The following is a 26,416-nucleotide window of genomic DNA, read 5'->3' as shown; positions in this document are numbered from 1 at the left end:
CGATCTCGGCGGTTGAGCCGGCCGCCGCGGACGTGGGGGGCGCGGCCGAAGCAGCAGCCCGCACCGGCGTCGGGGCGTCGGAGGTGTTGGCCGGAGCCGCGACGTCCAACTCGATCACTCGATCGGCGGCGGCCAGCACGGCCGGCCGGTGGCTGACCACCAGGACGCCGACTCCGGCCTCGCGCAAGCTGGTCAGCAGGACGGCTTCGGCGTCGGCGTCCAGACCGGCGGTGGGCTCGTCGAGCACCAGCAGTCGAGCCGACGTGGCACCGGCGGCATCGATCCGCAGCAGGGCGCGAGCGGTGGCGATCCGGCGGCGCTCGCCCGCCGACACCCCTTCGGCCCGGTCGCCAATCACCTGGTCCAGCGGCAGTTCGGAGGCACCGGCTCGGGCCAGCGCGTCCCGCACGGCATCGTCACTGGCTGTCGGGTCGCCGAGCCGGACGTTGTCGGCCACCGAGCCGACCACCAGGCCGGGGAACTGGCCCACGTAGGCCATCCGGGAGCGCCAGTCGGACAGCTCCAGGGGGCGGCCGCCGCTGTAGAGCTGGCCGGCAGTCGGCGTCAGGAAGCCCAGCACGGCGTTCAGCAGAGTGGTCTTGCCGCCGCCACTGCTGCCGGACAGGGCCACCAGCTCGCCGGGCTCGAGGTCGAAGCTGATCGGCAGCAGGGCCGGCGCAGTGGCACCGGGATAGGTATGGGTGAGGCCGCGGACGCTGAGTAGCGCGGTCGGGCTGGGCGCGGTGGCGTCCGAACTCACCGAGGACTCGGCGGTGCCGGTGGCATGCGCGTCGATCAGGCCGAAGGCGGCCTCGGCGGCCGCCACCCCGTCCGCGGAGTCGTGGTAGTGGACGCCCACCTGGCGAATCGGCAGGTAGGCCTCGGGAGCCAGGATCAGCACGAACAGGGCCGTGCTCAGGTCGAGGTGGCCGTAGACCACCCGGAAGCCGATCACCACGGCGATCACCGCGACGCTCAGGGTGGCCAGCAGCTCCAGCACCATGGCCGACAGGAACGAGATCCGCAGCGTCCCCATGGTCTCCCGGACGTGCGCAGCCTCGGTCCGCTTCAGTCCCTCGGCCTGGGCCTTGGCCCGTCCGAAGACCTGCAGCGTGGGCAGGCCGGTGACCAGGTCGGCGAAGTGGTGGGCCAGCCGGGTCTGGATCGCCCAGCGGCGCTGGGTGCGGGCCTCGGTGGTCCAGCCGACCAGGGCCATGAAGACCGGGATCAGCGGGACGGTGACCGCCACGATCACCGCGGAAAGCAGGTCGGAGGTGAGGATGGCCACCCCGATGATCAGCGGCACGGTGACCGCCAGCATCAGCTGCGGCAGGTACTTGCTGAAGTAGCCGTCCAGAGCGTCCAGACCCTGGGTGACCAGGGTGATCAGCCCGCCGGTCGAGGCGGGCGAGTCGATCGGGTGGGCCAGCCGGGCGCCGATGATGTCGCGGCGCAGCTGCGACTTGACCGCGGCGGACGTCCGGTGGGCCAGCCACTGGTGCAGCCAGGCCAGGCCGGCCCGTCCGGCGAAGACCGCGGCCAGAGCCAGGGCGGCCAGCCACAGCCGGTCATCGTGGCCGGTGGCGAAGATGGTTCCGATAGAAGACGACAACAGCCATGCCTGAACCAGAGTCAGGATGGCTGTTACGGAGCCAACTGCGACCCCGGCGACCAGGTATCCCCTGGTCGCCGAGGCTCTGCGCAGTAGGCGCGGGTCGATTGGTCCTGCCATCAGGCAGTGGCCGCTACCTCATCGGGAATGTTCTCGATGCTGAGTCGACGCCGGAACACCCAGTACGTCCAGCTGGTGTAAGCCAGGACGATCGGGACGAAGATCACCGCAGCGACCGTCATCAGGGTGAGGGTGTAACTGGTGGACGATGCCGTCGCCACGTTCAGCGGCGAGAGCGCTGCGCCAGCAGCATCCCGGAAGCCGAGCCCCGGCCACATCGCCGTGAAGATCCCGACGGCCACGAACAGGATGGTCGCCGCCGTGGAGACGAAGGCGATCCCGTCGCGTCCGGCGTTGTTGAACCACCACGCCGACACCAGGCCGAGGGCGGCCAGCACCAGCAGCACCCAGCCCAACCAGCCGGTCGGGTGGACGAACTGCTGCCAGACCAGGAAGGCTGCGCCACCGACGATGGCCACCAGGCCAGCCTTGGACGCGAAGGCCTTGGCCCGGTCGTGAAGCTCGCCACGGGTCTTCAGGGACAGGTAGAGCGCTCCGTGGAACAGGAAGAGCACCACCAGCACCACGCCGCCGAGCAGACCGAACGGGCTGAACAGCTGCCAGAAGTACGGCCGCGGCTCGAGGACGAACAGGCTGGTCAGCTTGGCATCGGCTGCCACCGGCAGGCCCAGGATGAAGTTGGCGAAGCCGACTCCGAAGACCAGGCTGACCAGGAACGAGCCGGTGGCCGCCATCCAGTCGAAGGTGCGACGCCACTGCGAGTCCGGGTGCTTGCTGCGGTACTCGAAGGACACGCCGCGGATGATCAGGCCGACCAGCACCAGGAACAGCGGCAGGTAGAGCCCGGAAAACAGCGTGGCGTACCAGGCCGGGAAGGCCGCGAAGGTGGCGCCACCAGCGGTGAGCAGCCAGACCTCGTTACCGTCCCAGACCGGACCCACGGTGTTGACCATGACCCGACGTTCCTTGTCGTTCTTGCCCAGGAACGGGATCAGCATGGCGACGCCGTAGTCGAAGCCTTCGAGGACCAGGTAGCCGATCCACAAGACCGCGATCAGGATGAACCAAAGCGTCTGCAGGACTGTTACATCAACCATTTCTCAGACCTCTCAGTACGCGAAGGACAACGGGGCGTCGTCATCGGTGAGCACCTTGGGCTCCTCGACGTCGGGCAACCCGAGCTTGATGTAGTGCAGCAGCAGCCGGACCTCGACGACCGCCAGGGCGCCGTAGATCACTGTGTAGAGCACCATGGTGAGCCCGACCTCGAAGGCCGACACTCCGGGGGACCATGCCGCCGATACCGGAAGCACGCCGTAGACGATGAACGGCTGACGCCCCATCTCGGCCATGATCCAGCCGAAGGAGTTGGCGAACAGCGGTGCCAGCGGGGCCGCGATCATGGCTGCGGTCCAGAGCTTGCCGCCCTTGGGCAGGCGTCCCTTGCGGGTGGCCAGCAGCGCCCACAGCCCGATCAGGATCCCGATGCCACCCAGCGCGATCATCATTCGGAAGGACCAGAAGGTCACCGGGATGGACGGGGCGAAGTCGGTGACGCCGGCCTGGGTCAGCCGATCCTTGGCCTGCAGCTGCAGCTCAGTGGTGCCGAAGCCCTGCGCGGCGTACTGCTTGTTCAGGTCGTTGATGCCCTGCATCTCTGCGTTGACGTCGCCCTTGCCGAGGTAAGAGAAGACCCCCGGGACGGTCACGGCGAAGCCCGAGCCGGGCTTGCTGCAGTCGATGCCGAAAGCGACGATCGAGAAGCCGGCTCCCTTGGTGGTCTCGCACAGCCCTTCGGCCGCGGCCATCTTGGCGGGCTGCTCGGCGGTCACGATCTTGCCCTGGATGTCGCCGGTGGCGATCGAGAGGACGCCGGCCACGATCATCACCCAGGCGCCGAACTTGGTGGCCCAGGTCCAGGCGGCACGCTGATCGAGCTGCTTGCCGGACAGGTCGCCAGAGCGTCCGAGCTTGGCCAGATGCCAGCCGGCCACACCGAGGATCAGGCCGCCTGCGGTGAGGTAGGCCGCCACCAGCACGTGCGGCAGGGTGATCAGGTTCACCGGGTTGGTCAGGACGGCCAGCAGGTCGGTCATCTCGGCCCGGTCAGTGGCCGGGTTGAACTTGGCGCCGACCGGGTTCTGCATCCACGAGTTCGCGGCCAGGATGAAGATGGCCGAGATCATGGTGCCGATGGCCGCCAGCCAGATCGTGGCGAGGTGGACCTTCTTCGGGAGGCGATCCCACCCGAAGATCCAGATGCCGAGGAAGACGGACTCAAGGAAGAAGGCCAGCAGGGCCTCCAGGGCCAAGGGGGCTCCGAAGATGTCACCGACGAACCGTGAGTACTCGCTCCAGTTCATGCCGAACTGGAATTCCTGAACGATTCCAGTGACCACACCCATGGCGAAGTTGATCAGGAATAGCTTCCCGAAGAACTTGGTCAACTGAAGCATTTTCTCGGCACCGGTGCGTACCCAGATCGTCTGCATGACAGCCACCAAGAGCGACAGTGCAATGGTGATCGGCACAAAGAAGAAGTGGTACACAGTGGTGATACCGAATTGCCATCTGGCAAGGGTTTCCGGGCTCATGGCGGGCAATCTACTACCCACTGTCGTAGTCCGCAATGAGGGCTTTAGCATGTGCGTCATGGCCACATCGGGCGAGCTGGAGCAGGCGGTGATGGAGATCCTGTGGTCTCACTCGTCGCCGCTTTCGGTGCGCGAGGTGCACGAGCAGCTGGCCGCCGACCGGACGCTGGCCTACACCACCGTCCTCACCGTCTTGGACCGGCTGGCCAAGAAGGGCAATGTGCTGCGCACGCTGGACGGGCGGGCTTGGCTCTATCGACCGGCCCGCAGCCGAGTGGACGAGGTGGCCAGGCGGGTCGCTGCACTGATGGAGCCGCTGGCCGAGGCGGAGCGGCGAACGCTGCTGGCGCTGCTGGTGAGCCGGCCCATCGGGAATGCCGAGGCCTGATTCCGGGCGAGCCTCGTCCGGGTGCGGTAGAGCCTGGCTAGCGTTGAATCATGACCCTTCCAGATTGGCTCTTGCCCTTCGTGAGCATCGATATCTCCTTGTGGGAGAAGGTTTTACGGACCGTGGTGGTCTACCTCGGGATCGCCGCCCTGCTCCGGGTGGCCGGCAAGCGGCTGCTGGCTCAGATGAACTCGCTGGACCTGGTGGTGGTGTTGCTCCTGTCCAATGTGGTGCAGAACGCCATCATCGGGCCGGACAACTCCGTCTTGGGCGGCCTGATCGGGGCCGTGGTGCTGGTCGGGTTCAATGCACTGGCCGACCGGGTAATCGAGAGTTCGGACCGGGGGCGGCGGCTGTTCATCGGTGGGCCGTCCGAGCTCGTCCGAGGCGGTCAGGTGGATGAGGCCGAGCTACGCCGGATGGGGGTCAGTCGCAGCGAGTTGGAGATCGCCCTGCGCCGGCAGGGGTCGGACGGTCCGGCGGCTGTGGAACGAGCTACTCTGGAGCCCGAGGGCGAGATTCTGATCGATCTGAATCCCGGTGCGCGGCCTGCAACCAGAGATGATCTTGAAGCTGCAGTAGAAGAATTGCGTAGGCTGCTGGCGCAGCGTACGTAGGACCGCGCTCGCTGCTACTCCGTCACCCCGCCCCGGTCCGCCCATTGGGTGGTTGAGAAGGTAACTCGTCGCCGAAACTCTCCTATTTCCGCCTTTTCTGGGCACCCATTTACGTTTGCTGATCGGTGATGGCGAACTCCTTGGCGGGCCTCGCTGAGGTTCTCTTTCGGACCGCGGGAGAAATCCATCCGATGCCCTAGGGGCAGCTTCCGGCCAGGCCGGGACGGTTATCGGTCATTCAGGGTGTGCTGAGTAGGCGGCGCAACAGAATCGCCAACTGGGGGTGGCCCAGCGACAGGTCGGCTGCACTCGCAGCCAGCACCGCCCGTCCGGGCTCGCCGTACTCGGCCAGGGCCATGGCCGCCGCGACTCGCAGGTCCGGGTCGCCCTCGGCCAGGCGGGCCGCCAATGCTGTCACCGCGGACGCCGCCGCTGCCGGCTCGAGCCGGCCGGCCACCCGAGCCAGTGCCTCGGCCGCGGTCTCGCGACCGGCGGACGGTGCCGTCTCCAGGGCAGTGATCAGAGGATCGGCGGCCGGTGCACCGATGCTGACCAGGGCGTCGAGCAGGGCATCATCGGGGATCCGTCCGGTGCCGAGTCGGGCGGCCAATGGGCCGGCCGCTTCAGCATCGCTGAGCCGGCCGAGGGCGTCCGCCGCAGCGCGGGCCACGCTCTCGTCCGCATCGTCCAGCGCGGAGATCAAGACCGCTCCGGCCAGCGGAGAGCCGGTCTTGGCCAGGGCGCGGATCAGTAGACCGCGTGAGCCGGCAGGGGCCGTCCCCAGCGCGGCCAGGGTTGCCGCGGCGCCGTCGGGTCGCTGCGCCAGCGCCCAGATCAGAGTCTCCCGGACCGCCGGATCGGGCTCGGTGAGGAGGGACTCGACCAGCTCGTCCGTCGCCCGAGCGGACGGGGTGAGCGCGGCCCGCAGCCGAACCATCGGATCGCCGTGGGTCTGCAGCTGGCTCAGCGCGATCGCGTCCAAGACATCGTCCCAGCTGGGCTCATCAGCTTCAGCCAGCCGACGCAGGCGTCCGGCCAGTCGCTGCTCGGCCGCGATCCGGGCCTCCAGGTGAGCCAGATGTCCGGCCAATGCGGAGGCGGCATCCAGGCTCGGGTCGGCCAGTACGTCAGCGATCTCGGCCAGGCTCAGCCCGAGCGCCTTCAGGTTCTGGATCTGCAGCAGGCGCAGCAGGTCGTCGCTGGAGTAGAGCCGGTAGTTGCCCCAGCTGCGCTCGGCCGGCACCAGCAAGCCGAGTTCGTCGTAGTGGCGAAGGGTGCGCCGGGTCAGGCCGGTGCGCTCAGCCACCTCGCCGATCCGCCAGCTGCGTGCCACCCGATCAGCCTAACCAGCGATCAGTGACGCAGGGCCAGGGCGTGATGCGATTTGCCGGCTCGATGACGTGGCGGCGGTTCGGAGGTGTCAGTGCGGCGATCGAGGCGGCAAATCACGTCACGTCTTCCCGCCGAGGTGACATGCTCGGGGGCCGAAGCCTGGTCGGCGCGGTCAGCCGCTGGCCGCTCGCGTCGCCGGGCTGAAGCCGAGCGCGATGCAGCCGCCCAACGCGATCACGACGGACGCCGCCGCGGGCAGTACCAGCCCGGGTGCGAGGGTGTCGCCGAACAGTGCCACCCCGATGACCGCCGGCACGACCACCTCGATCACGGCGACCAGGGAAGCGGCCAGCGCCACCGGCCCCACCTCCAGTGCGCGGATGTAGGCGGTGAAGGCGACGACTCCGAACCCGACGATGACGATGGCCAGAGGTTGGCAGAGCATCTGGAGCAACCCGCCGGCATCGTCGGTTCCACGAGCAGCGATGGCAACGCCGGCGTAGGCCAGGGCGCTGATCGTCCCGAACAGCCAGGCGGGTCCACGCCGATACCAGACAGTGAGGACGACGATCAGCGCGACCAGTGAGCTGGCCGTCGCGGCGAGGAAGCCCGGGGGCGGGGCCACGGCCGGCTGGTCCGTCCCGAGCAGCGCCAACCCGATCAGGCCGGCCAGTACGCAGAGGACCGCGGCGGCGTCCGACCAGCGCAGCCGTACGTTGAGGAAGGGGACGGCCAGTACGACCACGACCGCCACGGAGGCCGCGATGATCGTCTGGACCAGAAACAGCGGCAGCCGGGCGTAGGCCACCAGGCTCAGCAGGAACGAGGCTCCGTCGATAGCCACGCCGATCAGCACCAGTGGTTGCAGCATAGCCTTCAGGCCGGTGGCGCGTCGGCTGCCGATTGCCTGCAGGATCGTCGCCACTGCGTAGCCGACGGACGCACCAAAGGTCGCCAGCAGATACGGCGTGATTGCGTCCGTGGCGGCCTCCGTCCGTGCCTCACCAGCCTACGTCGCCGCCCGCGAGCGGACGGCGACGTAGGCGAGGGTCAGGCGGCGTCCTCGGCGGCCGCCGCAGCGAACTGCGCCTGGTAGAGCCGGTGGTAGGCGCCACGGGCGGCGAGCAGCTGATCGTGGTTGCCCTGCTCGACGATGGCCCCGTCCTCCATCACCAGGATCACGTCGGCGTCCCGAATGGTCGAGAGCCGGTGCGCGATCACGAAAGAGGTGCGGTCGGTGCGCAGCTTCTTCATGGCCCGCTGCACCAGCAACTCGGTGCGGGTGTCGACCGAGCTGGTCGCCTCGTCCAGGATCAGGATCGACGGGTCGGAGAGGAATGCCCGCGCGATCGTGATCAGCTGCTTCTCACCAGCCGACAGGTTGGACGCCTCGTCGTCGATCACCGTGTCGTAGCCCATCGGCAACGAGCGGACGAAGCGATCCACGTAGGTGGCCTTGGCCGCAGCCAGGATCTCCTCCTCGGTGGCGCCGTCTCGGCCGTAGGCGATGTTGTCGCGGATCGTCCCACCGAACAGCCAGGCGTCCTGCAGGACCATGCCGATCTCACTGCGCAGCACCTTGCGCGGCACGCTGGTGATGTCGGCACCGTCCAGGGTGATCCGGCCCGACCCCAGGTCGTAGAACCGCAGAATCAGGTTCACCAAGGTGGTCTTCCCGGCTCCGGTCGGCCCGACGATGGCGACCGTCGAGCCCGGCTCGGCGACCAGGTTCAGGTCGGTGATCAGCGGACGCTCCGGGTTGTAGCTGAAGGAGACGTCCTCGAAGGCGACCCGGCCTCGGACCGGCTCGGGCAGCGCGCCGGACGCATCGGCCGGCTCCTCCTCGGCGTCCAGCACCTCGAAGACCCGCTCGGCCGAGGCAACGCCCGACTGCAGCAGGTTGGCCATCGAGGCCAGCGAGGTGATCGGCTGGGTGAACATCCGGCTGTACTGGATGAACGCCTGCACCGAGCCGATGCCGAGCCCGCCACCGGCCACCAACAGGCCGCCGACAACGGCAATCACCACGTAGTTCAGGTTCCCCACGAAGAACATCACCGGCATGATGATCCCGGAGATGAACTGGGCCCCGAAGGATGCCGTGAACAGCTCCGCGTTCTTCACTCGGAACTGCTCGGCGATCTCGCGGCGCCGTCCGAAGACCTTGACCAGGTCGTGGCCGGTGTAGGCCTCTTCGATCTGTGAGTTCAGTTCGCCGGTGGACTTCCAGGTCTTGGCGAACAGCTTCTGCGAACGCTTGCCGATCACCATGGTCACCACCATGGCGATCGGGATCGAGACCAGCGCCACCAGGGCCAGGACCCAGGAGACGTAGAACATCATCACCAGCACCCCGATCAGGGTGAACAGGTTGGTCAGGATCTGCGACAGGGTCTGCTGCATTGTCTGAGAGATGTTGTCGACGTCGTTGGTGACCCGGCTCAGCAGTTCGCCGCGGGGCTGGCCGTCGAAGTACTTCAGCGGCAGCCGGGTCAGCTTGTCGGAGACCTTCTGCCGGATCCGGTAGATCGAGCGCTGGACGATGCCATTGATCATCCAGGCCGCGGACCAGGACAGCAGGAAGTAGATCAGGTAGACCACGGCCGCGCTCAGCAACACCTGGGCCACTGCGGCGAAGTCGATCGGCCGGTTCTGGATCACCTTGGCGTTGTAGATCAGGTCGGTCGCGTTGCCGAGGATGGCCGGGCCCACCGAGTTGGCCACTGTGCCGACCACGGTCATCAGGACGACGACCGCGATCCAGCGCAGCTCAGGGCCGAGCTCTCCGGCCAGCCGGCGCAGCGACGGAATGAAGTTCACGGCCTTCTCGCCGCTGCCGCCTTGGTGCATCGGGCCACCGCCACGGGTGGGCGGGCCGTACTTGGGACGGGCGTTGGCCGCCGGCTTGGGGCTGTTCTGCTGGCTCATGCCGCCTCCTCGCTGCGGAACTGGGATTCGACGATCTCGGCGTAGGTCGGGCAGCTGACCAGAAGCTCGTCATGGGTGCCGATCCCGACGATCTGACCGTCGTCGAGGACGATGATCTGATCGGCGCTGCGGATGGTGGAGACCCGCTGGGCCACCACGACCACGGCGGCCTGATCGGTCTCCTCGGCCAGGGCGGCGCGCAGGGCGGCGTCCGTGGCGACGTCCAGAGCGCTGAACGAGTCATCGAAGACGTACACCTCCGGACGTCTGACCAGGGCTCGGGCGATGGCCAGCCGTTGTCGTTGGCCGCCGGAGACGTTGGTGCCGCCCTGGGAGATCGGGGCCTCCAGCTGGTCGGGCATGGCTCGGACGAAGTCGGCGGCCTGCGCGATCTCCAGGGCTCGCCACAGTTCGGCGTCATCGGCGTCCGGGTTGCCCAGCCGCAGGTTGGACGCGACCGTCCCGCTGAACAGGTAGGGACGCTGTGGCACCAAGCCGATTCGGCTCCACAGCAGATCCGGCTCGAGATCGCGGACGTTCACTCCGTCCACGGTCACCGAGCCCTCGGTGGCGTCGAACAGCCGGGGGATCAGGTTCACCAGGGTGGTCTTGCCGGAACCGGTCGAGCCGATGATGGCCGTCGTCTTGCCCGGACGAACCGCGAAGCTGATCTCGGATAGCACCGGCGACTCGGCGCCCGGGTAGCTGAAGCCGACCCGATCGAAGGTGATCTCGCCGTAGCGGCTGAGCGTCGTGACCGGGTTCTCGGGCGGCACCACCGAGGACTCGGAGTCGAGCACCTCGTTGATCCGTCCAGCCGAGACTGCGGCGCGCGGCGCGATCATCAGCATCATTGTCGACATCATCACGCTCATCAGAATCTGGGCCAGGTAGGCCAGATAGGCGGTCAGCTGGCCGACCTGCAGGTAACCGTCCTCGATCCGGGAACCGGCGAACCAGACCACCGCGATCGAGGAGAAGTTCATCACCGCGAAGACGGCCGGGAACAGGGTCATCATCCGGCGTCCGACCGCGGTCGCGGTCTCGGCCAGGTCGGCATTGGCGCGATCGAAGCGGGCCGCCTCGGTGGCCTCGCGGACGAAGGCGCGGACCACCCGCAGGCCGGAGATCTGCTCGCGGAGCACCCGGTTCAGGGCGTCCACCCGGACCTGCATCACCTTGAACAGCGGCATCACCTGGGTGATGATCGCGCCGATGATGGTGGCCAGCACGACCACGGCCACCACGATCAGCCAGCTCAGCCCGACGTCCTCGCGCAGCGCCATCACGATGCCGCCGATCATCATCAGCGGGGCGCCGATGATCATGGTGGCGGTCATCAGCACCAGCATCTGCACTTGCTGGACGTCATTGGTGTTGCGGGTGATCAGGGTCGGGGCGCCGAAGGTGTTCATCTCTCGGGAGGAGAAGCTGATCGCCTTGTCGAAGATGGCTTGGCGGAGGTCGCGTCCGAAGCTCATGGCCGAGCGCGAGCCGAACCACGTGGCACCGATCTGGGCGGCGATCTGGACCAGCGAGACCGCCAGCATCACTCCACCGAGCTGCCAGATGTAGCCGATGTTGTTCTTGGCTACGCCGTTGTCGATGATGGACGCGTTGAGGCTGGGCAGGAAAAGTGCGGCCAGGGCCTGCACGAGTTGGAGGACCACCACGCCGATCAGCAGCGGGGTGTACGGACGCAGGTAGCGTCGCAGAAGTCGGATCATTGCTTTCCTTTGGCGATTCCGTGGGCGAGGAGCTCGGCCCACTCGGCCGGATCTTCGAGCTGGTGATCGGTGCTGAACATACGGCCAGCCACCGACACTGCGACGATCAGCTGGCTGGTGCGCTCAATCGAGGCGCTGAGCTGATCGGTGTAGGGAGCCAGCGCATCAGCGAGGCCCGTGCGGATGATCCGAAGCCGGTCGGTGTGTGGCCGGTGATTGGTCGGCTTCGGCGGACCTTCATGCGGACGGGACCCGAACACCGCCGCGAACAGCGAGCGGGTGCGGGCGATCTCGTCCGAGACGATCTGAATGATGGCGGCCAGCCGGTCGGTCAGTGGCTGGCCGTCGGGGAGCGCGGCGAGCGCGTCCATGGCCTCGGTGGGCGCCAGCGCTGCGTCGAGGGTGGCGTGGACGAGTTCAGCCTTGGTCTCGAAGACTCGGAAGATCGTCCCTTCGGCGATCCCGGCGGCCTTGGCGATCTCCTTGGTGCTGAGTTCGGGGCCGTTGGCGATCAGCAGCGGCAAGGTCGCCTCGATGATCGCCCGGCGTCGTTCGTCCGGGCTCATCGGGGTTGCTCTGCTCACGTGCCCAGAGTAGTGAGTGAGCACTCACTCATGCAACCGAGGGGACCACATTGCTGATCTGGCCGGTCCGGTCGCCGTGACGTCCGATCGGCAGGCTCGTCGCGAGCAGCTCATCGCTGGCCGCGCCGGACGGCACCAGGCTGCGGTCCTCTTGCTGATCCCGCCCCACCTCCACGGTTCCGGCTACCGACTGCAACTCTTGCTGCCGATCTTTCGGCAGCAAGAGTTGCAGTCGGTAGCGCGAACCGGGGTGACGTCCGTCTGCTCGCCGGGGCGCGGCAACCCAGGGCCGGAATCGGTAGCCTAGGCGCCGTGAACCAGACGCCAGCTGTGAACCCGTCCCTGACCGAGCAGGAGCAGGTCCGGCACGATAAGCGCGCCCAGCTGATTGCCGACGGTGGCGAGGCCTACCCGATCACGGTGCCGCGGACGCACAGCGCCGCCGCCGTCCATGCCGGTTGGGGCCACCTGACCGCCGGCGAGGAGACCACCGACGTGGTCAGCGTCTCGGGCCGAGTGGTGTTCATCCGCAACACCGGCAAGCTCTGCTTCGCGACCATCCAGGACGGCTTCACGCTGGACGAGTCCGGCACCCGACTGCAGGTGATGCTGTCCCTGGCCGAGGTCGGCGAGGAGTCGCTGGAAGCCTGGAAGGCGCAGATCGACCTGGGTGACTTCGTCTCCGTGACCGGCCGGGTGATCTCGTCCAAGCGCGGTGAGCTGAGTGTGCTGGCCACCGACTGGGTGCTGGCTAGTAAGGCCCTGCGTCCGCTGCCGACCCTGCACAAGGAACTCGGTGAGGAGACCCGGGTCCGGCAGCGCTACGCCGACCTGGTGGCCCGGCCGGAGGCCCGCGACATGGTCCGGCTGCGTGCTGCGGTGACCCGCAGCATCCGGGAGACCCTGTACGCCGACGGCTACCTGGAGCTCGAGACCCCGGTGCTGCAGCTGATCCACGGCGGGGCGGCTGCGCGCCCGTTCAACACCCACCTGAACGCCTTCGACATCGACATGACGCTGCGGATCGCGCTCGAGCTGTACCTGAAGCGGGCCATGGTCGGTGGCGCCGATCGGGTCTACGAGATCGGACGGATCTTCCGCAACGAGGGCATCGACTCCTCGCACTCGGCCGAGTTCACCATGCTCGAGGCCTACCAGGCCTGGGGTGATCAGTTCAGCATCGCCGAGCTGATCAAGAAGCTGATCCAGAACGCCGCGGACGCCGCCCTGGGCACCCGGGTGATCCAGACCGAAGCCGGCGAGATCAACCTGGACGGCGACTGGGAGTGGAAGCCGGTCTACCCGACCCTGGCGGCAAAGCTGGGCGAGGACATCACTCCGGAGACTCCGGCCGAGCGGCTGCGGGAGATCGCGACCGCCCACGAGGTGCCGTTCGATCCTGCCTGGCCGGCCCAGAAGCTGATCATGGAGCTGTTCGGCGAGCTGGTCGAGCCCGATCTGATCCAGCCGACCTTCGTGTGTGACTACCCGCCGATCGCGCAGCCGCTGGCCCGTCCGCACCGCAGCGACCCGAACCTGATCGAAGCCTGGGATCTGATCATCGGTGGCGTCGAGCGCGGCACCGGCTTCTCCGAGCTGATCGACCCGGTCATTCAGCGCGAGCGGCTGGTCGCCCAGTCACTGAAGGCCGCTGCCGGAGACGTGGAGGCCATGCAGCTGGACGAGGACTTCCTGGCCGCACTCGAGTTCGGGGCACCGCCGATGGGTGGCCTCGGGCTGGGCATGGACCGGCTGATCATGCTGCTCACCGGTGCCGGCATCCGCGAGACGATCCTGTTCCCGCTACTCAAGCCGCAGAGCTGAGTTCCGTCCGCCTGGACGGGGGCGAACCCGTCCATCGGTTCGGGGGACGCACTCGTGCCGCCGGAACTGCCTCCAGTAGGGCACAGAAAGGGGATTGTCCCCCCTGTCTGTGGGGCTACTTCCAGAGAGTGGCGAGGGCGAACGAAGCGGCCATCAGGACCATTCCGATCGCCACATTCCAGGAGCCGAGGACGTCACTGAACACCGGAATGGTGATGCCGACGGCGTTGGTGATGTAGAAGACGACCAGCCACAGGACGCCGAGCAGACCGACGGTGATGAAGGTCGGCACCACCCAGGCGCGGCTGCCGGGGGCGGCTACCGAATCGCGCTTCTCGGCCTCAGTCGCGACCGAACGGTCGGTGAGCTTCTTCTTTTCGGCTGCAGCCTTGCGAACCTTCGACTCCGGCACCTGAACTCCTCATGACGTGCATGGACGTCTGAAAAGGATAACCGAGATCGGCCGACCGTGTTGGTGGGCGACAATGGGGGACATGGCACGGATCCTGGTGATCGACAACTACGACTCGTTCGTCTACAACCTGGTCGGCTACCTGGGGCAGCTCGGGGCCGAGACCGAGGTCTGGCGCAACGACGACCCGCGGTTTGCCGACCCTTCCTGGGCGGACGGATTCGACGGGATCCTGCTCTCGCCCGGCCCGGGAACCCCAGAGGAGGCCGGGGTCTGCATTGACGTCGTTCGCAACCAGGGCGGACGGATCCCGATCTTCGGTGTCTGCCTGGGACTGCAGTCGATGTCGGTGGCATTCGGCGGGGTGGTCAACCGCGCTCCCGAGTTGCTGCACGGCAAGACCTCGCTGGTCCATCACGACGGCAAGGGCGTCTTCGCCGGGCTGCCGAACCCGTTCACGGCCACTCGCTACCACTCGCTGGCCCTGGATCCGGCGACCGTCCCGGACGACCTGGAGGTCAGCGCGTCCACCGACTCGGGGGTGATCATGGCCGTGCGGCACAAGAGCTTGCCGATCGAGAGCGTCCAGTTCCACCCTGAGTCGGTGCTCACCGAAGGTGGCTACCAGATGCTCGCGAACTGGCTGGTGGCCTGTGGGGACGCCGAGGCGCCCAGCCGTGCCGTGGGGCTGACCCCGTTGATGGCCCTGCGCGACCAGGGCTGAGCCGCACCGCAGCCGACAGTCTGATCGGACAACGCGAAAGCCCGTCCAGTTAGCCGACGTCCGGCGCGACCCCGATCAGGAGGGGGCCGAGGTTGGTGACTCGGTGGGCGGCGGCGTGGTCGGCGGCGGTGTCGGGGTCGCCGGAGCGACGGCCAGCACCAGCTTGATCACCGTGGTCCGCTTGACCACCTTGCCCAGCACCGGGTTCTGCGAGATCACGGTGCCCGGGGTCTCCAGCGACTCGGCAGGGGTGAACTTGGGCGACGGGAAGCCGGCCTCGACCGCCTGCGCGATCGCCTCCTCCTGGGTGAGCCCCTTGAAGTTCGGAACTGCCGACTCCCCGGTGGCGTAGTAGACGGTGATCAGCGCGTCCATGTTCACCGTCTGGCCGGGCTGCGGGTCGACATTGGTGACCGCGTTCGCCCGCGCGTCCAGGGGCTCGCTGGGATCCTTGATGGCTCTGGTGTTCGAGAAGCCGAGTCGGGTCAGTTCGGCGATCGCGTCGTCGACGTTCATGGTGACCAGGTCGGTCGGAATCTGGGCCTTGGCCGGGCCGATGTTCACCTCGATGGTGACCTCGGTATTGATCGGGACCGACGTGCCCTCGGGGAGCGACTGCCGAATCACCTGGCCCCGGGTGGTGTCGTCGGGGCCGGTCACTGTCTGGACGCGGGCCTTGAGCCCCTTGTCGGTGAGCGCGAACTCGGCGACGGCCTGCGGACGTCCGACCAGCCCGGGGACGGCCACCATCTGGACCTTCTCGGGCTGGGTGGCGAAGTAGGCCACGAAACCGATCGCGACGAGGGCCAGCGCGGAAAGGAACACTGCCACCGGCCAGATCCGGCGCTTGGGCTTGGTGGCCACCGGCCCGGCCAGCGTGGTCGGCGAGGGCAGCGACGGGTTCGGGTTGCCGGCCATGACGGTGGTCGGCTCATAGGAGGCCGGAGTCAGCGAGCTGGTCGGGGCAGCCATCGGAATCACCGGCGGACGGGCGGAGATCTCCTGGCCGGCCAGCAGCCGGGTCAGGTCGGAACGCATCGCCGCGGCGGTCTGGTAGCGGTCCTCGGGGTCCTTGGCCAGCGCCTTCAGCGTGATGGCGTCCATGGCCGGGGTGATCATCGGGTCCAGCTGGGACGGTGGCACCGGGGCTTCCCGGACGTGCTGGTAAGCGACGCTGACCGGCGAATCGCCCTGGAACGGCGGACGCCCGACCAGCAGCTCGTACAGCAGGCAGCCGGCCGAGTAGATGTCGCTGCGGGAGTCGACGGTCTCGCCGCGGGCCTGCTCCGGGGAGAGGTACTGGGCGGTGCCGATCACGGCCGCGGTCTGGGTCATGGTGGACGAGGTGTCGGCGACCGCACGGGCGATCCCGAAGTCCATCACCTTCACGGTGCCATCGGCGGTCAGCATCACGTTCGCGGGCTTGATGTCGCGGTGGATGATGCCGGCTTTGTGGCTGTAGCTCAGCGCGTCCAAGATGCCGCGGACGAACTCCAGCGCCTTGCTGGGGACGATCTTGCGGCCGGTGCGCAGCAGGTCGCGCAGAGTGCGTCCGACGACCAGCTCCATCACGATGTAGGGCACTCGGACGCCGCTGTTCGGCTCGAGATCCTCGCCGGTGTCGTAGACGGCCACGATGTTCGGGTGGTTCAGGCCGGCCGCGGACTGGGCCTCGCGGCGGAACCGCTCCTGGAAGGTGGGGTCGGAGGCGAGGTCGACGCGCAGCTGCTTGACCGCCACTTCGCGGCCCAGGCGTAGATCGCGGGCTCGACGGACCTCGGCCATGCCACCACGGCCCAGCACCTCGCCGAGCTGGTAGCGGCCTCCGAGAATCCTCGGCTCTTCGGTCATCTCACTGCGTCCTTTCGGGCCGGTGATCCGCCGGGCCGAGCGCGGCCCACCGGTACATTGTGGCTGATCAGGGGTACTGGGGTCATCGCAGGGCCTCGATCACGGCCTTGGCGATGGGTGCGGCGACACGTCCGCCGGCGATTTCACTGGCGTCGATCTCGGCATCCTCGACGAATGCACAGACCGCCACATGGGGATTGTCCGCCCACGCGGTGAACCAGGCGTACGGGTTCCGGATCCGGTCGGACTGCGCCGTCCCGGTCTTGCCGCCGACGGTGACGCCGGGGATCTGGGCGTTGTGCCCGGTGCCGTTGGCCACCACCTGGACCATCATCTTCTGCAACTCGGTGGCGCTGGACGCGGTCAGCGCCTGGCTGCGCGCTCGCGGCGTCGTGGTCCGGACGACATTGAAGTCGGCGTCGGTCACCTGGCTGACCAGGTAGGGCTCCATGAGGACGCCGCGGTTGGCGATCGCGGCCGACACCAGCGCCATCTGCAGCGGAGTGGCGGCCACCTCGAACTCACCGATGGCGCTCATTGCGGTCTGCGCCGGGTCGAGCTCGTCGGGGAACCGGCTGGGTGCCGAGCCGATCTCGTCGAGGAACTTGGAGCCGAAGCCGAAGCGTTCGGCCTGGTTGCGCAACTCGTCCTCGCCGAGGCTGGCGCCCAGTCGGGCGAAGCCGGGGTTGCAGGACACTTTGAGTGCCTGGGTGAGGCTGATCGAACTGCCCCCGCAGTTGCCGGTGATCACCTTGGTCGAGGTGGGCAGCTTGAAGGCCGAGGAGTCGATCTTGGAGTCGGCGGTCAGCCCGGACTCCAGGGCGGCCGCGGCGGTGACCAGCTTGAAGGTCGAGCCGGGCGGGTAGATCTCGCGGGTGGCCCGGTTCGACATCGGCTTGGTCGGATCGTTGTTCAGCGAGTTCCAGGCCTTGGTCGAGTTCGGCAGGTCGTGGGTGGCCAGCTTGTTCGGGTCGTAGCTGGGTGAGGTGACCAGCGCCAGCACCGCACCGGTGGTGTAGTCCACAGCGACGACCGCGCCCTTGCGTCCGGCCAGGGCTTTCCAGGCTGCCTGCTGGGCTTTGGCGTTGATCGTGGTCTCGATCGCTCCGCCGCGGGGGACGGCCCCGGACAGCATGTTCACCAGGCGACTCAGGAACTGTGAGTCGTCCTGGCCGGACAGCGCCGAGGAGTAGGACTGCTCGAGCCCGGAGGCCCGGTAGAGATAGGAGTAGAAGCCGGTGATCGGGGCGTACAGCTCGCCATTGGAGTAGCTGCGCTGGAACTTGTAGCGGTCCTTGACCGGCTTGGACTCGGCGACCGCAGTGTTGCCGACCAGGATCGGCCCGCGATCCTGGCCGAACCGGGCGTCAGCCACCCGACGGTTCTCGACGCGGTCGTTCAGGTAGGACTGCTGGCCGATGCTCAGATAGGTCAGGTTGGCCAGTAGCGCGGTGAACATCAGCATGACCGCGATGGCCACACCTCGAATCGGACGGTTCATCGCGGCTCCCCGTTCTCCGGCCGGATCGCCGTGGTCGCCTCGGCATCAGTATCGATGGACGGCAGTGGGCCGGTGAGCGCATCGGGCGCGACGGTGGGCAGTGGGCCGGTCAGGGCGTCCGGGGAGACGGTCGGGATCGGCCCGGTCGGGTCGTCGGCGAAGATCGGCAGCGGTCCGGTCTCGTCCTCTGCCACCGACGGACGTACGGACGCACTGACCGGGATCAGCTGAGTGGCTTCGGAGGCCAGCGAAGCCACCGGATCGGCCAGCGGCTCGACGCTGGGCTGGCGGACCTGGTGGGTGATCACCAGCAGCAGCCCGATCATGACCCAGTTGGCGACCAGCGAGGAGCCGCCTTGCGACATGAATGGCGTGGTCAGACCGGTGAGCGGAAGCAGCCGAGTGACACCGCCGATGATCGAGAAGACCTGAATGGCGAAGACGAAGGCCAGGCCGGCGGCCAGCAGCTTGCCGAACGGGTCGCGGCTGCCCAGGGCTGCCCGCAGGCCGCGGGCCACGATGAAGCCGTAGAGGATGATGACGGCGGCCAGACCGGTGATGCCCAGCTCCTCGCCGATCGCCGCGGAGATGAAGTCGGACTTGGGCAGCGGGGTGAGGTTCGGCCGGCCCAGGCCCCAGCCGGTGCCGAACAGGCCGCCCCAGGCGATCCCGAACTGGCCGCTGATCACCTGATAGTTGACGTCATAGTTGCTGAACGGGTTCAGCCAGCCGGAGACACGGGTCTGGACGTGGCCGAACAGGAAGTAGGCCCCGACCGCACCGCTGATGAACAGTCCGGTGCCCAGGATCACCCAGCTGGGCTTCTCGGTGGCCACGTAGAGCATCATCACGAACAGGCCGAAGAACAGCAGTGAGGTGCCCAGGTCCTTCTGGAAGACCAAGACCGCCAAGCTGGCCAGCCACATCACCAGGATCGGGCCCAGGTCACGGGCTCGGGGCAGGTCCAGGCCCAGGAACTTGCCGCCGGCCAGCGCCAGGACGTCCCGCTTGTCGACGAGGTAGGAGGCGAACGCGATGGACAAGACGAGCTTGGCCAGCTCGGCCGGCTGGAAGCTGTAGGTGCCCAGGTGGATCCAGATCCGGGCGCCGTTCTTCTCCAGCCCCAGGCCGGGCACCAGAGGCAGCATCAGCAGCACCATGCCGGCCAGGAACATCAGGTAGGTGTAGCGGTACAGGATCCGGTAGTCGCGCAGCCAGATCAGGACCGCACAGCAGCCGACCACAGCAACCACCATCCAGCCCAGCTGGAGTTCGGCGGAGTGCATCACCGGGTCGGTGCCCAAGTCGAGCCGATGGATCATGGCCAACCCCAGGCCGTTCAGCAGCATCACCAGCGGCAGGATCAGCGGGTCGGCGTACGGCGTCCGCCAGCGCACCACTAGGTGCAACACCAGGGCCATGCCGAGCAGGATGCCCAGCGCCCACGGCCACTGCGCGGGCAGCTTGGCGTCCTGGTTCAGGTGGGTGATCACGTAGCCGCCCCAGCCGAGCGCCACGGCGAAGACCAGCATGAAGGCCTCGACGCCGCGTCGCTTCCGATAGCTGACGACTTCTGCCATCAGCACTCCGTGGGCGCTGCCGGGGTGCTGGTGTCCGTCGGCTGCGGGCTGGCGATCGACGTGGGGGCCGACGGGGTGGCCCCCGGCTTGGCAGTGGGAGAGGCGGATCCGCTCGGACGACCGGACGGGGTCTGGCTGGCCGGGGGAGTGGGGCTGGGACTCGGGCTGGGGCTGTGCCAGCCGGAGCGCTGCTTGATGCACTGCTCGGCCTTGACCCGCAGCGTGTCCAGGATCCGCTGGGCGGCGGTCAGCGAGCCGGCGGTCAGGGCCTTGGCCCGGACCTGTTCTTGGTAGTAGCCGGGCAGATCGGCGACCCGGGTCTGGTCGTCCTGGATCACCTTCGACAGCGGCAGGTTGAACACCGGCTCGGGGATGCCCTGGTAGATGGCCACCTGTTCGGCGTTCGCGCCCAGGTAGTACTGCCCCTGGGTGTAGTGGTACCAGCCGTAGCCGGCCCCGCCGATCAGGCCCAGCGGCAGCAGGATCGCCAGCAGCACGGTCAGCGAAGTGCGCAGCCGGTGCTTGGTGGTCGGGGCGTAGCGGGCCGTCTCGCCGGCCACCGGGTCCGGGGCGACCTCGACCAGCTGACCGGCCGGCAGGGCCACGGTGTTCTCGCTGATGTCGTCCGGATCGATCACGGCTGCGGCACCGAGCACCTCGGGGGTCCCGGACGGCTCGCCCTCGACCACGTCGGCCAGGATGATGGTGATGTTGTCCAGGCCGCCCTCGGCGTGAGCCACGGCGATCAGCGACTCCAGAACCTTGGGCAGATCGCCGTCCATCTCGGAGGCGATGACGGCATCGGTGACCATGCCGCACAGGCCGTCGGAGCAGACCAGCAGCCGGTCGCCGACCTGGACGTCGACCAGCTCCAGATCGGGCAGGTGCTGGGTGCTGCCGTTGATGACGCGCAGGATCAGTGAGCGATGCGGATGCTCGAGGGCCTCGGCCTCGGTGATCCGTCCCTCATCGACCAGGGTCTGCACCCAGGAGTGGTCCCGGGTCAGCCGGGTGAGCACGCCGTCGCGGTAGCGGTAGGCGCGGGAGTCGCCGATGTTGGCCAGGCCGATCTGGTTGCCGTCGAACATGAAACCGCACACGGTGCTGCCCATGCCGTCTAGGGCCGGGTCGTCGTCGATCAGATCGGAGATGGACCTGGACGCCTTGGCGATGGCCGCGTCGATCGCGGTGAGCATCGACTCGCCGGTCAGCGGCCCGTCCGCCTCTTGCAGCTCGCGGATGGCGATCGCCGAGGCCAGGTCGCCGGCGGCGGCGCCGCCCATTCCGTCCGCCACCATCAGCATGGTGGGCGAGGTGTAGGCCGAGTCCTGGTTGTTGCGACGGACCAGCCCGATCTCGGAGTGGGCCAGGTAGCGCAGAGCGAGGGTCATCTACTTCTCCACGCTCATCAGGGTGCGGCCGATCCGCAGGGTGTCACCAGCGCCGAATGGGCTGGGGGTGGTGAGCCGCTGGTTGTTGAGGAAGGTGCCGTTGGTGGAACCGAGATCCTCGACCTGGTAGCCGCTCGGGGTCACCACGATCCGGGCGTGCTTGGTGGAGACGTAGTCGTCCTCGAGTAGCAGCTGGCAGTCCGGTGAGCGTCCGATCAGGACGCCGCCGGCCAGCGGGACGGTCAGACCGGCCTGGCGTCCGTGGGTGATCTTCAGGACGGTGGGCAGGCGCTTCTCGACCTTGCGGGGCATTTTCGCGGTCGGGCCGCCGGTGGCCACCAGGCTGGCTTGGGCGATCTCGGTGGCCGGCACCTTGCGTCCGAACAGGTCGGTACGCACCACATTGCCGACGAAGAGGATGAACAACCAGAGCAGGGCCAGGAAGCCGAGCTTGAGCGCGACGACGACGAGTTCAGACATCCGAGGTCGGCGAGACGATGGCGAGTCGGGTGGTTCCGATCTCGATGCGGCTGCCTTCGCCGAGGCTGGCCTGACGGGTGCGGACGCCGTCCACTGTGATGCCGTTGGTGGAGCCGAGATCTTCGATGCTGACCTGCTGGCCGGCGGCGGTGTCGACCACGTTGATCCGGGCGTGCAGCCGGGAGACGCCGGGGTCGTTGATCCGCAGGTCCGCGTCGGTGCCACGTCCGATGCTGAAGCCGGGCGGGGTGAGCGGGTGCCGGACGCCGTTGACCTCGACCACCAGCCGGGCATTGCGCACCTCGCTGGGGGTCGGTTCGGCAGCGGCGTCCACCCCGGCCACAGCGGCGGAACTCACCGTGAACCGTCCGACCGGAAGCGATGCGTCGAGGACGTAGTCGATGGTGAGCGGGCCGTTGAACAGGTAGCCGGCGTTCGCCGCGTAGTCGCGCAGGACCGGGATGATCTCGGCGTTCAGCGTCTTCGAGTAGGGGGTGAGCCGGTCGTAGTCGTGCTGGGAGAAGCCGATCGTGAAGTCGTTGGGAACGAGCTTGCGATCGCGGTCGAGCAGCTTGGCCTCGCTGTCGAGTTCGCGCTGCAGGCGAGCGGTGAGCTCCACCGGCTGCACGTCGCCCTTGAAGGCGCGCGCAAAGACGCCGCTGACGGCGCCCTCCAGCTTTTTCTCCACCCGATCGAAGACCCCCATGCGCACTCCTTCTGCTGTGGCCGGTAGCTCCAAGCCTATCGAGGCCCAGGTAAGCGTCCCACGTTGTCGCTATGGACGCGGCGGACAGACTTCGATCTTCAGCAGGCCTTCAGGCCGGTGAGCTCGAATCGAACTCACCGGCCAGTCTGTGCTAGCCTCTTGCGGCTGGCTCCTGAGGGAGTCGAGCGCGAGTGGCGGAATGGCAGACGCGCACGGTTCAGGTCCGTGTGTCCGAAAGGACGTGGAGGTTCAACTCCTCTCTCGCGCACCGTAAGGTGCCCCTGACTAGGGCAAACACGGAATGGCGAATCCTCTATCGGGACCCATTTCGGGCACAGGCAATATCCCGCTGGCTAGGGCTTTCACTGGGCGCGGCAGGCCGCCTCAGGTCAATCGAGCCCTCACGTGACAACTCGTGCCCCACGGAAATGGTTCGCTCAAACCCGCCTTTGACTAGGTGCGGAACCTTGTGTGGAGACTGCGCTGCCCCACGTCTGCCCCACGACCGATTCAAGTAATGGTGACCCCTGACGACCTTGTGCGAGGTTGATCGGCGGGAAGGCCGTCGGTCAGCCGAGGTTCGGACCCGAAGGTGACGCATGCGAGGGTGGCGACGTGTGTGACGTTCGGGTGTACCAGAACTGATCAGCGTCGGTTACGTTTGGCGTCGCTCGAGGATGGTGGTGGTAGAGCGACGAGACTGGTGCTCATGAACGCTTTCCGACTCAGCTGCCCGCGCTGCAAAGAGGCCTTCTCGAGTGACAACGCCGACCACCTCACGGACGCGTTGCTGACCCATTTGAAGGTCGAGCATGGGCACGCGCCACCCCGCGAACATGTCCTGGCGCGGATCGAGCGCCACAATCCGCCCAGCAGATTGGGGAGCTGAGTGTGAACCGGGAGGCTATCGCGTGGTTCGGCTCCGACCTCCCCCTAACAGAACGGCTCTCGCGGGCTTGATCTGCGCCCTTCTTCACCGATCGGTGGGGGCACCGATCCCTCCGGTGCACTCGCCTCGCGGCTCGGGAGCCTGGCTGGCGTCGGCGTACTTGGCGATGAAGCTGGCCAGCTGGGGGTCGGTTGCGGATTGAACCTTGAGTTGGACGCCCCACACGGTGGCCACGACGGGTGCCGGTAGTCCCGGGAAGGGGCTGAGCAGTCCGTAGGGTTGGGTCTTGACCGCGGCCTGGAGGACTTGCACCTGGTCGGGTGCGAGGTCGGGCCGGTAGGTGACCCAGATCGCTCCGTGCTCGAGGGAATGGACCGCGTTCTCGCTCTGGACAGGGGCGGTGTACACGCCGCAGTTCTGCCATTCCTCTGCATGGTCGCCGCCCGCCGGCGGAACCTGGGCGTACACGACCGGGGTGGAGACGTGGCCTCGTGCCAGATCCGGGTAGGTAACGGTCCCGGTCGTATCGGCAGTGGCTACCGGGGGTCGTGACAGGAGTACTCCAGCGCCGGTGATCACCACGACGACCGCGACACCGATCGCCACCCACATCAGGATCCATCGGCGCCGCTTCCGCCGCTGTTGTGCCACAACGGCTTCGCGAAGGGCAGTCGGCCGGGAGTTGGGGCTGGGGTTCTGGGGCATGGGGTCCTCGTCAAGTGTGGTTTGGGGCCGGGGATGTGGTGATGTGCCTAGTGCGGGTGGGGTGCCGCGAGGTGGCCGTAGCGGTGGGGATCCCGATCGAAGGTTTTGGCGCAACCCTCGGCGCAGAAGTAGAAGTTTGTGCCGTCGTGTTCGCGGGTTGCTGCGGCGTTGGCGGGGGCGATTCGCATGCCGCAGATCGGATCGAGGGCCTTGATGGTCTTCTGCTTCTCGAACATGCTCTTTCCTTCTCGATGGGTGTGATTTCGGGTTGGTCGAGTGGTCGCAGGTCTGGAGATCCGAGCCCGCGATCCCGCCGGTCAGAGCCGGGTCTTGATCTCGTCGAGCAGTGTTTTGGGTTCTAGCCACATGGAGGGGTATTCGCCGTACCAGCGCTGGACGCCGGTGGCGTCGATGAGGACGAAGCTGTGGCCGGGCAGGTCGGCGTGCATGCCCTTGCCCAACGTGCCGTAGGCCTTGGAGACGGTGCCGTCGTCGAGGAGGAAGGGGGTGGTGACGCCGTAGTGGGTCATGTCGGTGGTGATGTCGGCCTTGGTGTTCATGACGATGGGCAGCACGGTTATGCCGACGGCGTCGAAGGCCGCCTTGTTCCTTTCGATCTCGGTCATCTGCATGAGGCAGGCGCCGCATCCGGCTCCTTCGTTGAAGTAGAGCAGGACGGCCTTGCCGCGGAGGTTGGAGAGGGTGACGGTGGTGTCGCTGGTGGTGGGCAGGGTGAAGTCGGGGGCGGTCTTGCTGGTGCTGGCCGAGGTGGTCTGGGAGGTGAACAGCATCCCCGCGATGATGGCCACCAAGGCGAGGGCAGCCCCCCAGGACAGCCACAGCCGCAGGGTGCGCTTGCGCTTCTGGGTCTGGGCCGCGACTCGCTGGCGGGCGTGCAGATCCTGACGTTGGGTGGGGATGGTCATGTCGTCTTTCGTCCTTGTCTGCACGGTCAGTGGAGTGGGAGGTCGGAGGTGGACGCCGGCTTGCTCGGAGAGGACCGTGCGTCGGCCAAGTCGGGGAGGGCTTCTTCACTCTCAGTTGGACGGGGGTGTCTCCGGCGTCCGATGAGGGCGCCCCAGATGAAGACTCCGGCCAGCAGGAGGAGACCGAGTCCGAGGACCGGTTCGGGCACTGGGGTGAGGAGGGTTTCGATCTGGGTGAACCAGGTGGCGAGTGCGCGTCCGGTGTCGACCTGGACTTCGGTTCCTCCGGACATGGTGCCGGTGTTGGCCAGGTAGATGATGAAGCCGCCCATGACGGTGAACCCGATCGCGACAGCAAGGTTGACGGTGTTGGTTGCCAGCGACCAGCGCCCCAGCCGCAGCCGGAGTGGTTTCGCGGCCAGTGGCTTGGTGCGCAGTCCGGTCACGTCCCACACCAGCGCCATCACGAACAGCGGGAACACCATTCCGAAGACGTAGGCCAGGCCGAGAGCGACCCCACCGACGGGTGAGCCGGCGAGCGCCGACAGGGTCATCACCCCGACCAGCACGGGGGCGCAGCAGCTGGACGCGATGCCGCTGAAGACGCCAAGGGCGAAGAAGCTGGCCCCGTCCCCCCTGGCGGTGTCTGGGGTGCGCAGGAAGCTGGGCAGGCTCCACATCCGTCCGGACAGGGTGAAGGCGGCGAGCGCCAGCATGAGCACGCCACCGGCGTAGTAGAGGACGGTGTGGTACTTGGCGATGGCGCCGGCGATCAGGCTGATCCCGACCGTGATCGGCACGAGCACGGCGGCGAGCCCGGCGGCGAACAGGAACGTGAGCGGCAGCAGCCGCCAGCGCCGGTTCTTCACGGCCGCGGCGAGGTAGCTCGGGGCGAGGAACACGATGCAGCAGGGCGCGAACAGGGCGACCCCGCCGGCAAAGAACGCGGCCAGCACCCCGCCGGTGGTCAGCAGGTCACCCACGGGAGTTCACCCCGGTGAGGGTCCGTGCGCGGCGGTCTAGGAGTACCTGGAGTTTGCGGATCGGGAGCCGGCCGGCGGAGAAGTAGTCGCCGTCGACGAGGACGAGGGGATTCATCGGCGGGCGGTGCTCAGCCAAGAGCGCGAGCCCGGCCGGGGAGATCGCTTCGACGAGTTCGATTTCGATCGCGGCACCGTCGGCAGCGAGGTGGCTGAGCGTCTGATGGGCTTGTTCGCAGAAGTGGCACCCGGGTGCTGTTACGACCGTGATCCGTGCCGGGCGCTGCGGAGTGGTTCCGGGGGTCATCGGAGGTCTCCTTCGGTCTTGGCTCGGGTCGGGAGGGGTGCGGTCGCATGGGCCTGGGGATGCTCGAAGGTGGGCTGCTGCCAGTCCGACGCGGGTGGCGTCGGGCGGGGCGGTGATGTTGTGAGCTCCTTCGGCTGGGCGTCCGCGTTCGAGTGGGAGCCGATTGATGACAGCAGCCACCACAGGCCACCCCAGATGGTGGCGACGGCGATCGCCCCAAAGGCCCAGGAGACCATGCCCATCGCGCCGAATCCCATCATCTTCAGTACTCCTCACC

At 67.5% G+C, this 26,416-nt stretch carries 24 protein-coding genes, 1 tRNA gene and 2 pseudogenes; 5 read left to right on the top strand and 22 right to left on the bottom strand.

All coding sequences use genetic code 11. The features are described from left to right. Nucleotides 1–94: 94 nt before the first annotated feature. From cydD to ATK74_RS12595, 3 genes and pseudogenes are all read right to left on the bottom strand, one after another. A pseudogene (gene cydD / locus ATK74_RS15750) lies at nucleotides 95–1,732 on the bottom strand (thiol reductant ABC exporter subunit CydD); the annotation flags it as partial. After that, complete coding sequence (gene cydB, locus ATK74_RS12600; RefSeq protein WP_098461367.1) at nucleotides 1,732–2,790, bottom strand: cytochrome d ubiquinol oxidase subunit II; 1,059 nt, start codon at nucleotides 2,788–2,790, stop codon at nucleotides 1,732–1,734. The pseudogene cydD and the gene cydB, both read right to left, overlap by 1 nt. A 12-nt stretch (nucleotides 2,791–2,802) precedes the next feature. Beyond that, the gene (locus ATK74_RS12595) at nucleotides 2,803–4,287 is read right to left on the bottom strand and encodes a cytochrome ubiquinol oxidase subunit I (RefSeq protein ID WP_098461366.1); all 1,485 of its coding nucleotides are present in this window, start codon (nucleotides 4,285–4,287) and stop codon (nucleotides 2,803–2,805) included. Nucleotides 4,288–4,345: 58 nt separating this feature from the next. On the opposite strand from ATK74_RS12595, the gene ATK74_RS12590 reads away from it, so the two are divergent. Together ATK74_RS12590 and ATK74_RS12585 are read left to right on the top strand one after the other, a co-directional pair. After that, complete coding sequence (locus tag ATK74_RS12590; protein WP_098461365.1) at nucleotides 4,346–4,675, top strand: BlaI/MecI/CopY family transcriptional regulator; 330 nt, start codon at nucleotides 4,346–4,348, stop codon at nucleotides 4,673–4,675. Nucleotides 4,676–4,725: 50 nt separating this feature from the next. Continuing rightward, nucleotides 4,726–5,292, top strand: a complete 567-nt coding sequence (locus tag ATK74_RS12585) for a DUF421 domain-containing protein (RefSeq protein WP_098461364.1) — start codon at nucleotides 4,726–4,728, stop codon at nucleotides 5,290–5,292. A gap of 238 nt (nucleotides 5,293–5,530) precedes the next feature. Here ATK74_RS12585 and ATK74_RS12580 read toward each other — a convergent pair whose 3' ends face one another. From ATK74_RS12580 to ATK74_RS15455, 6 genes are all read right to left on the bottom strand, one after another. Further along, nucleotides 5,531–6,625 (bottom strand): MerR family transcriptional regulator, encoded by a 1,095-nt coding sequence (locus ATK74_RS12580; protein ID WP_098461363.1) that lies wholly within the window; start codon nucleotides 6,623–6,625, stop codon nucleotides 5,531–5,533. Nucleotides 6,626–6,796: 171 nt separating this feature from the next. Continuing rightward, nucleotides 6,797–7,495: a hypothetical protein gene (locus ATK74_RS12575; RefSeq protein WP_143483672.1), complete on the bottom strand. Its 699-nt coding sequence runs from the start codon at nucleotides 7,493–7,495 to the stop codon at nucleotides 6,797–6,799. 179 nt (nucleotides 7,496–7,674) lie between these two features. Next, nucleotides 7,675–9,552: an ABC transporter ATP-binding protein gene (locus ATK74_RS12570; RefSeq protein WP_098461361.1), complete on the bottom strand. Its 1,878-nt coding sequence runs from the start codon at nucleotides 9,550–9,552 to the stop codon at nucleotides 7,675–7,677. Next, nucleotides 9,549–11,279, bottom strand: coding sequence for an ABC transporter ATP-binding protein (locus tag ATK74_RS12565; RefSeq protein WP_098461360.1), 1,731 nt, complete (start codon nucleotides 11,277–11,279; stop codon nucleotides 9,549–9,551). The genes ATK74_RS12570 and ATK74_RS12565 overlap by 4 nt, the downstream gene beginning before the upstream one ends. Continuing rightward, entirely contained in the window at nucleotides 11,276–11,863 is a 588-nt protein-coding gene (locus tag ATK74_RS12560) for a TetR/AcrR family transcriptional regulator (RefSeq protein WP_143483671.1), read from the bottom strand. Before ATK74_RS12560 ends, ATK74_RS12565 begins: the two co-directional genes overlap by 4 nt. Nucleotides 11,864–11,891: 28 nt before the next feature. Further along, a complete protein-coding gene (locus ATK74_RS15455) occupies nucleotides 11,892–12,038 on the bottom strand; it encodes a hypothetical protein (RefSeq protein WP_169923848.1) in 147 nt (48 codons plus the stop codon). Between the two features lie 137 nt (nucleotides 12,039–12,175). On the opposite strand from ATK74_RS15455, the gene lysS reads away from it, so the two are divergent. Further along, the gene (lysS, locus tag ATK74_RS12550; protein ID WP_098461357.1) at nucleotides 12,176–13,687 is read left to right on the top strand and encodes a lysine--tRNA ligase; all 1,512 of its coding nucleotides are present in this window, start codon (nucleotides 12,176–12,178) and stop codon (nucleotides 13,685–13,687) included. A 115-nt stretch (nucleotides 13,688–13,802) separates the two neighbouring features. On the opposite strand, the gene ATK74_RS12545 is transcribed toward lysS, so the two are convergent. After that, a complete protein-coding gene (locus tag ATK74_RS12545; protein ID WP_098461356.1) occupies nucleotides 13,803–14,099 on the bottom strand; it encodes a cell division protein CrgA in 297 nt (98 codons plus the stop codon). A gap of 82 nt (nucleotides 14,100–14,181) precedes the next feature. On the opposite strand from ATK74_RS12545, the gene ATK74_RS12540 reads away from it, so the two are divergent. Continuing rightward, a complete protein-coding gene (locus ATK74_RS12540) occupies nucleotides 14,182–14,823 on the top strand; it encodes an aminodeoxychorismate/anthranilate synthase component II (RefSeq protein WP_169923847.1) in 642 nt (213 codons plus the stop codon). Nucleotides 14,824–14,898: 75 nt separating this feature from the next. Here ATK74_RS12540 and pknB read toward each other — a convergent pair whose 3' ends face one another. The 6 genes and pseudogenes from pknB to ATK74_RS12510 form a co-directional block, all read right to left on the bottom strand. After that, complete coding sequence (gene pknB / locus ATK74_RS12535; protein WP_098461354.1) at nucleotides 14,899–16,674, bottom strand: Stk1 family PASTA domain-containing Ser/Thr kinase; 1,776 nt, start codon at nucleotides 16,672–16,674, stop codon at nucleotides 14,899–14,901. Between the two features lie 82 nt (nucleotides 16,675–16,756). Then, nucleotides 16,757–18,175, bottom strand: coding sequence for a peptidoglycan D,D-transpeptidase FtsI family protein (locus ATK74_RS12530; RefSeq protein WP_098461353.1), 1,419 nt, complete (start codon nucleotides 18,173–18,175; stop codon nucleotides 16,757–16,759). Between the two features lie 257 nt (nucleotides 18,176–18,432). Continuing rightward, nucleotides 18,433–19,755: pseudogene (locus tag ATK74_RS12525) on the bottom strand (FtsW/RodA/SpoVE family cell cycle protein); the annotation flags it as partial. Then, a complete protein-coding gene (locus tag ATK74_RS12520) occupies nucleotides 19,755–21,146 on the bottom strand; it encodes a PP2C family protein-serine/threonine phosphatase (RefSeq protein WP_098461351.1) in 1,392 nt (463 codons plus the stop codon). The pseudogene ATK74_RS12525 and the gene ATK74_RS12520, both read right to left, overlap by 1 nt. After that, nucleotides 21,147–21,626 carry an FHA domain-containing protein FhaB/FipA gene (locus ATK74_RS12515; protein ID WP_098461350.1) on the bottom strand — a complete coding sequence of 160 codons (480 nt, stop codon included), beginning with the start codon at nucleotides 21,624–21,626 and terminating at the stop codon, nucleotides 21,147–21,149. Further along, nucleotides 21,619–22,332: an FHA domain-containing protein gene (locus ATK74_RS12510; protein WP_098461349.1), complete on the bottom strand. Its 714-nt coding sequence runs from the start codon at nucleotides 22,330–22,332 to the stop codon at nucleotides 21,619–21,621. Before ATK74_RS12510 ends, ATK74_RS12515 begins: the two co-directional genes overlap by 8 nt. Before the next feature lie 185 nt (nucleotides 22,333–22,517). Between ATK74_RS12510 and ATK74_RS12505 the strand changes: the two genes are divergently transcribed. Beyond that, nucleotides 22,518–22,600: transfer RNA gene (locus tag ATK74_RS12505), tRNA-Leu, on the top strand. 705 nt (nucleotides 22,601–23,305) lie between these two features. Here the strand turns inward: ATK74_RS12505 and ATK74_RS12495 are convergent. The 6 genes from ATK74_RS12495 to ATK74_RS15220 all read right to left on the bottom strand — a co-directional run bounded on the left by ATK74_RS12495 (nucleotide 23,306) and on the right by ATK74_RS15220 (nucleotide 26,399). Further along, a complete protein-coding gene (locus ATK74_RS12495) occupies nucleotides 23,306–23,827 on the bottom strand; it encodes a thioredoxin-like domain-containing protein (RefSeq protein ID WP_169923846.1) in 522 nt (173 codons plus the stop codon). A 146-nt stretch (nucleotides 23,828–23,973) separates the two neighbouring features. Next, complete coding sequence (locus ATK74_RS12490) at nucleotides 23,974–24,162, bottom strand: YHS domain-containing protein (protein ID WP_098461346.1); 189 nt, start codon at nucleotides 24,160–24,162, stop codon at nucleotides 23,974–23,976. A gap of 81 nt (nucleotides 24,163–24,243) precedes the next feature. Beyond that, the gene (locus tag ATK74_RS12485) at nucleotides 24,244–24,852 is read right to left on the bottom strand and encodes a peroxiredoxin family protein (protein WP_098461345.1); all 609 of its coding nucleotides are present in this window, start codon (nucleotides 24,850–24,852) and stop codon (nucleotides 24,244–24,246) included. A 26-nt stretch (nucleotides 24,853–24,878) separates the two neighbouring features. Continuing rightward, nucleotides 24,879–25,835, bottom strand: coding sequence for a cytochrome c biogenesis CcdA family protein (locus ATK74_RS12480; protein ID WP_098461344.1), 957 nt, complete (start codon nucleotides 25,833–25,835; stop codon nucleotides 24,879–24,881). After that, on the bottom strand, nucleotides 25,828–26,139 hold the full coding sequence (locus ATK74_RS12475) for a glutaredoxin (RefSeq protein ID WP_098461343.1): 312 nt from the start codon (nucleotides 26,137–26,139) through the stop codon (nucleotides 25,828–25,830). The genes ATK74_RS12480 and ATK74_RS12475 overlap by 8 nt, the downstream gene beginning before the upstream one ends. After that, on the bottom strand, nucleotides 26,136–26,399 hold the full coding sequence (locus ATK74_RS15220; RefSeq protein ID WP_143483670.1) for a hypothetical protein: 264 nt from the start codon (nucleotides 26,397–26,399) through the stop codon (nucleotides 26,136–26,138). Before ATK74_RS15220 ends, ATK74_RS12475 begins: the two co-directional genes overlap by 4 nt. Nucleotides 26,400–26,416 lie beyond the last annotated feature (17 nt).

Source organism: Propionicimonas paludicola, assembly GCF_002563675.1.
In the GTDB taxonomy this organism is placed as follows: domain Bacteria; phylum Actinomycetota; class Actinomycetes; order Propionibacteriales; family Propionibacteriaceae; genus Propionicimonas; species Propionicimonas paludicola.
This window is presented reverse-complemented; position numbering and strand designations above follow the sequence as displayed.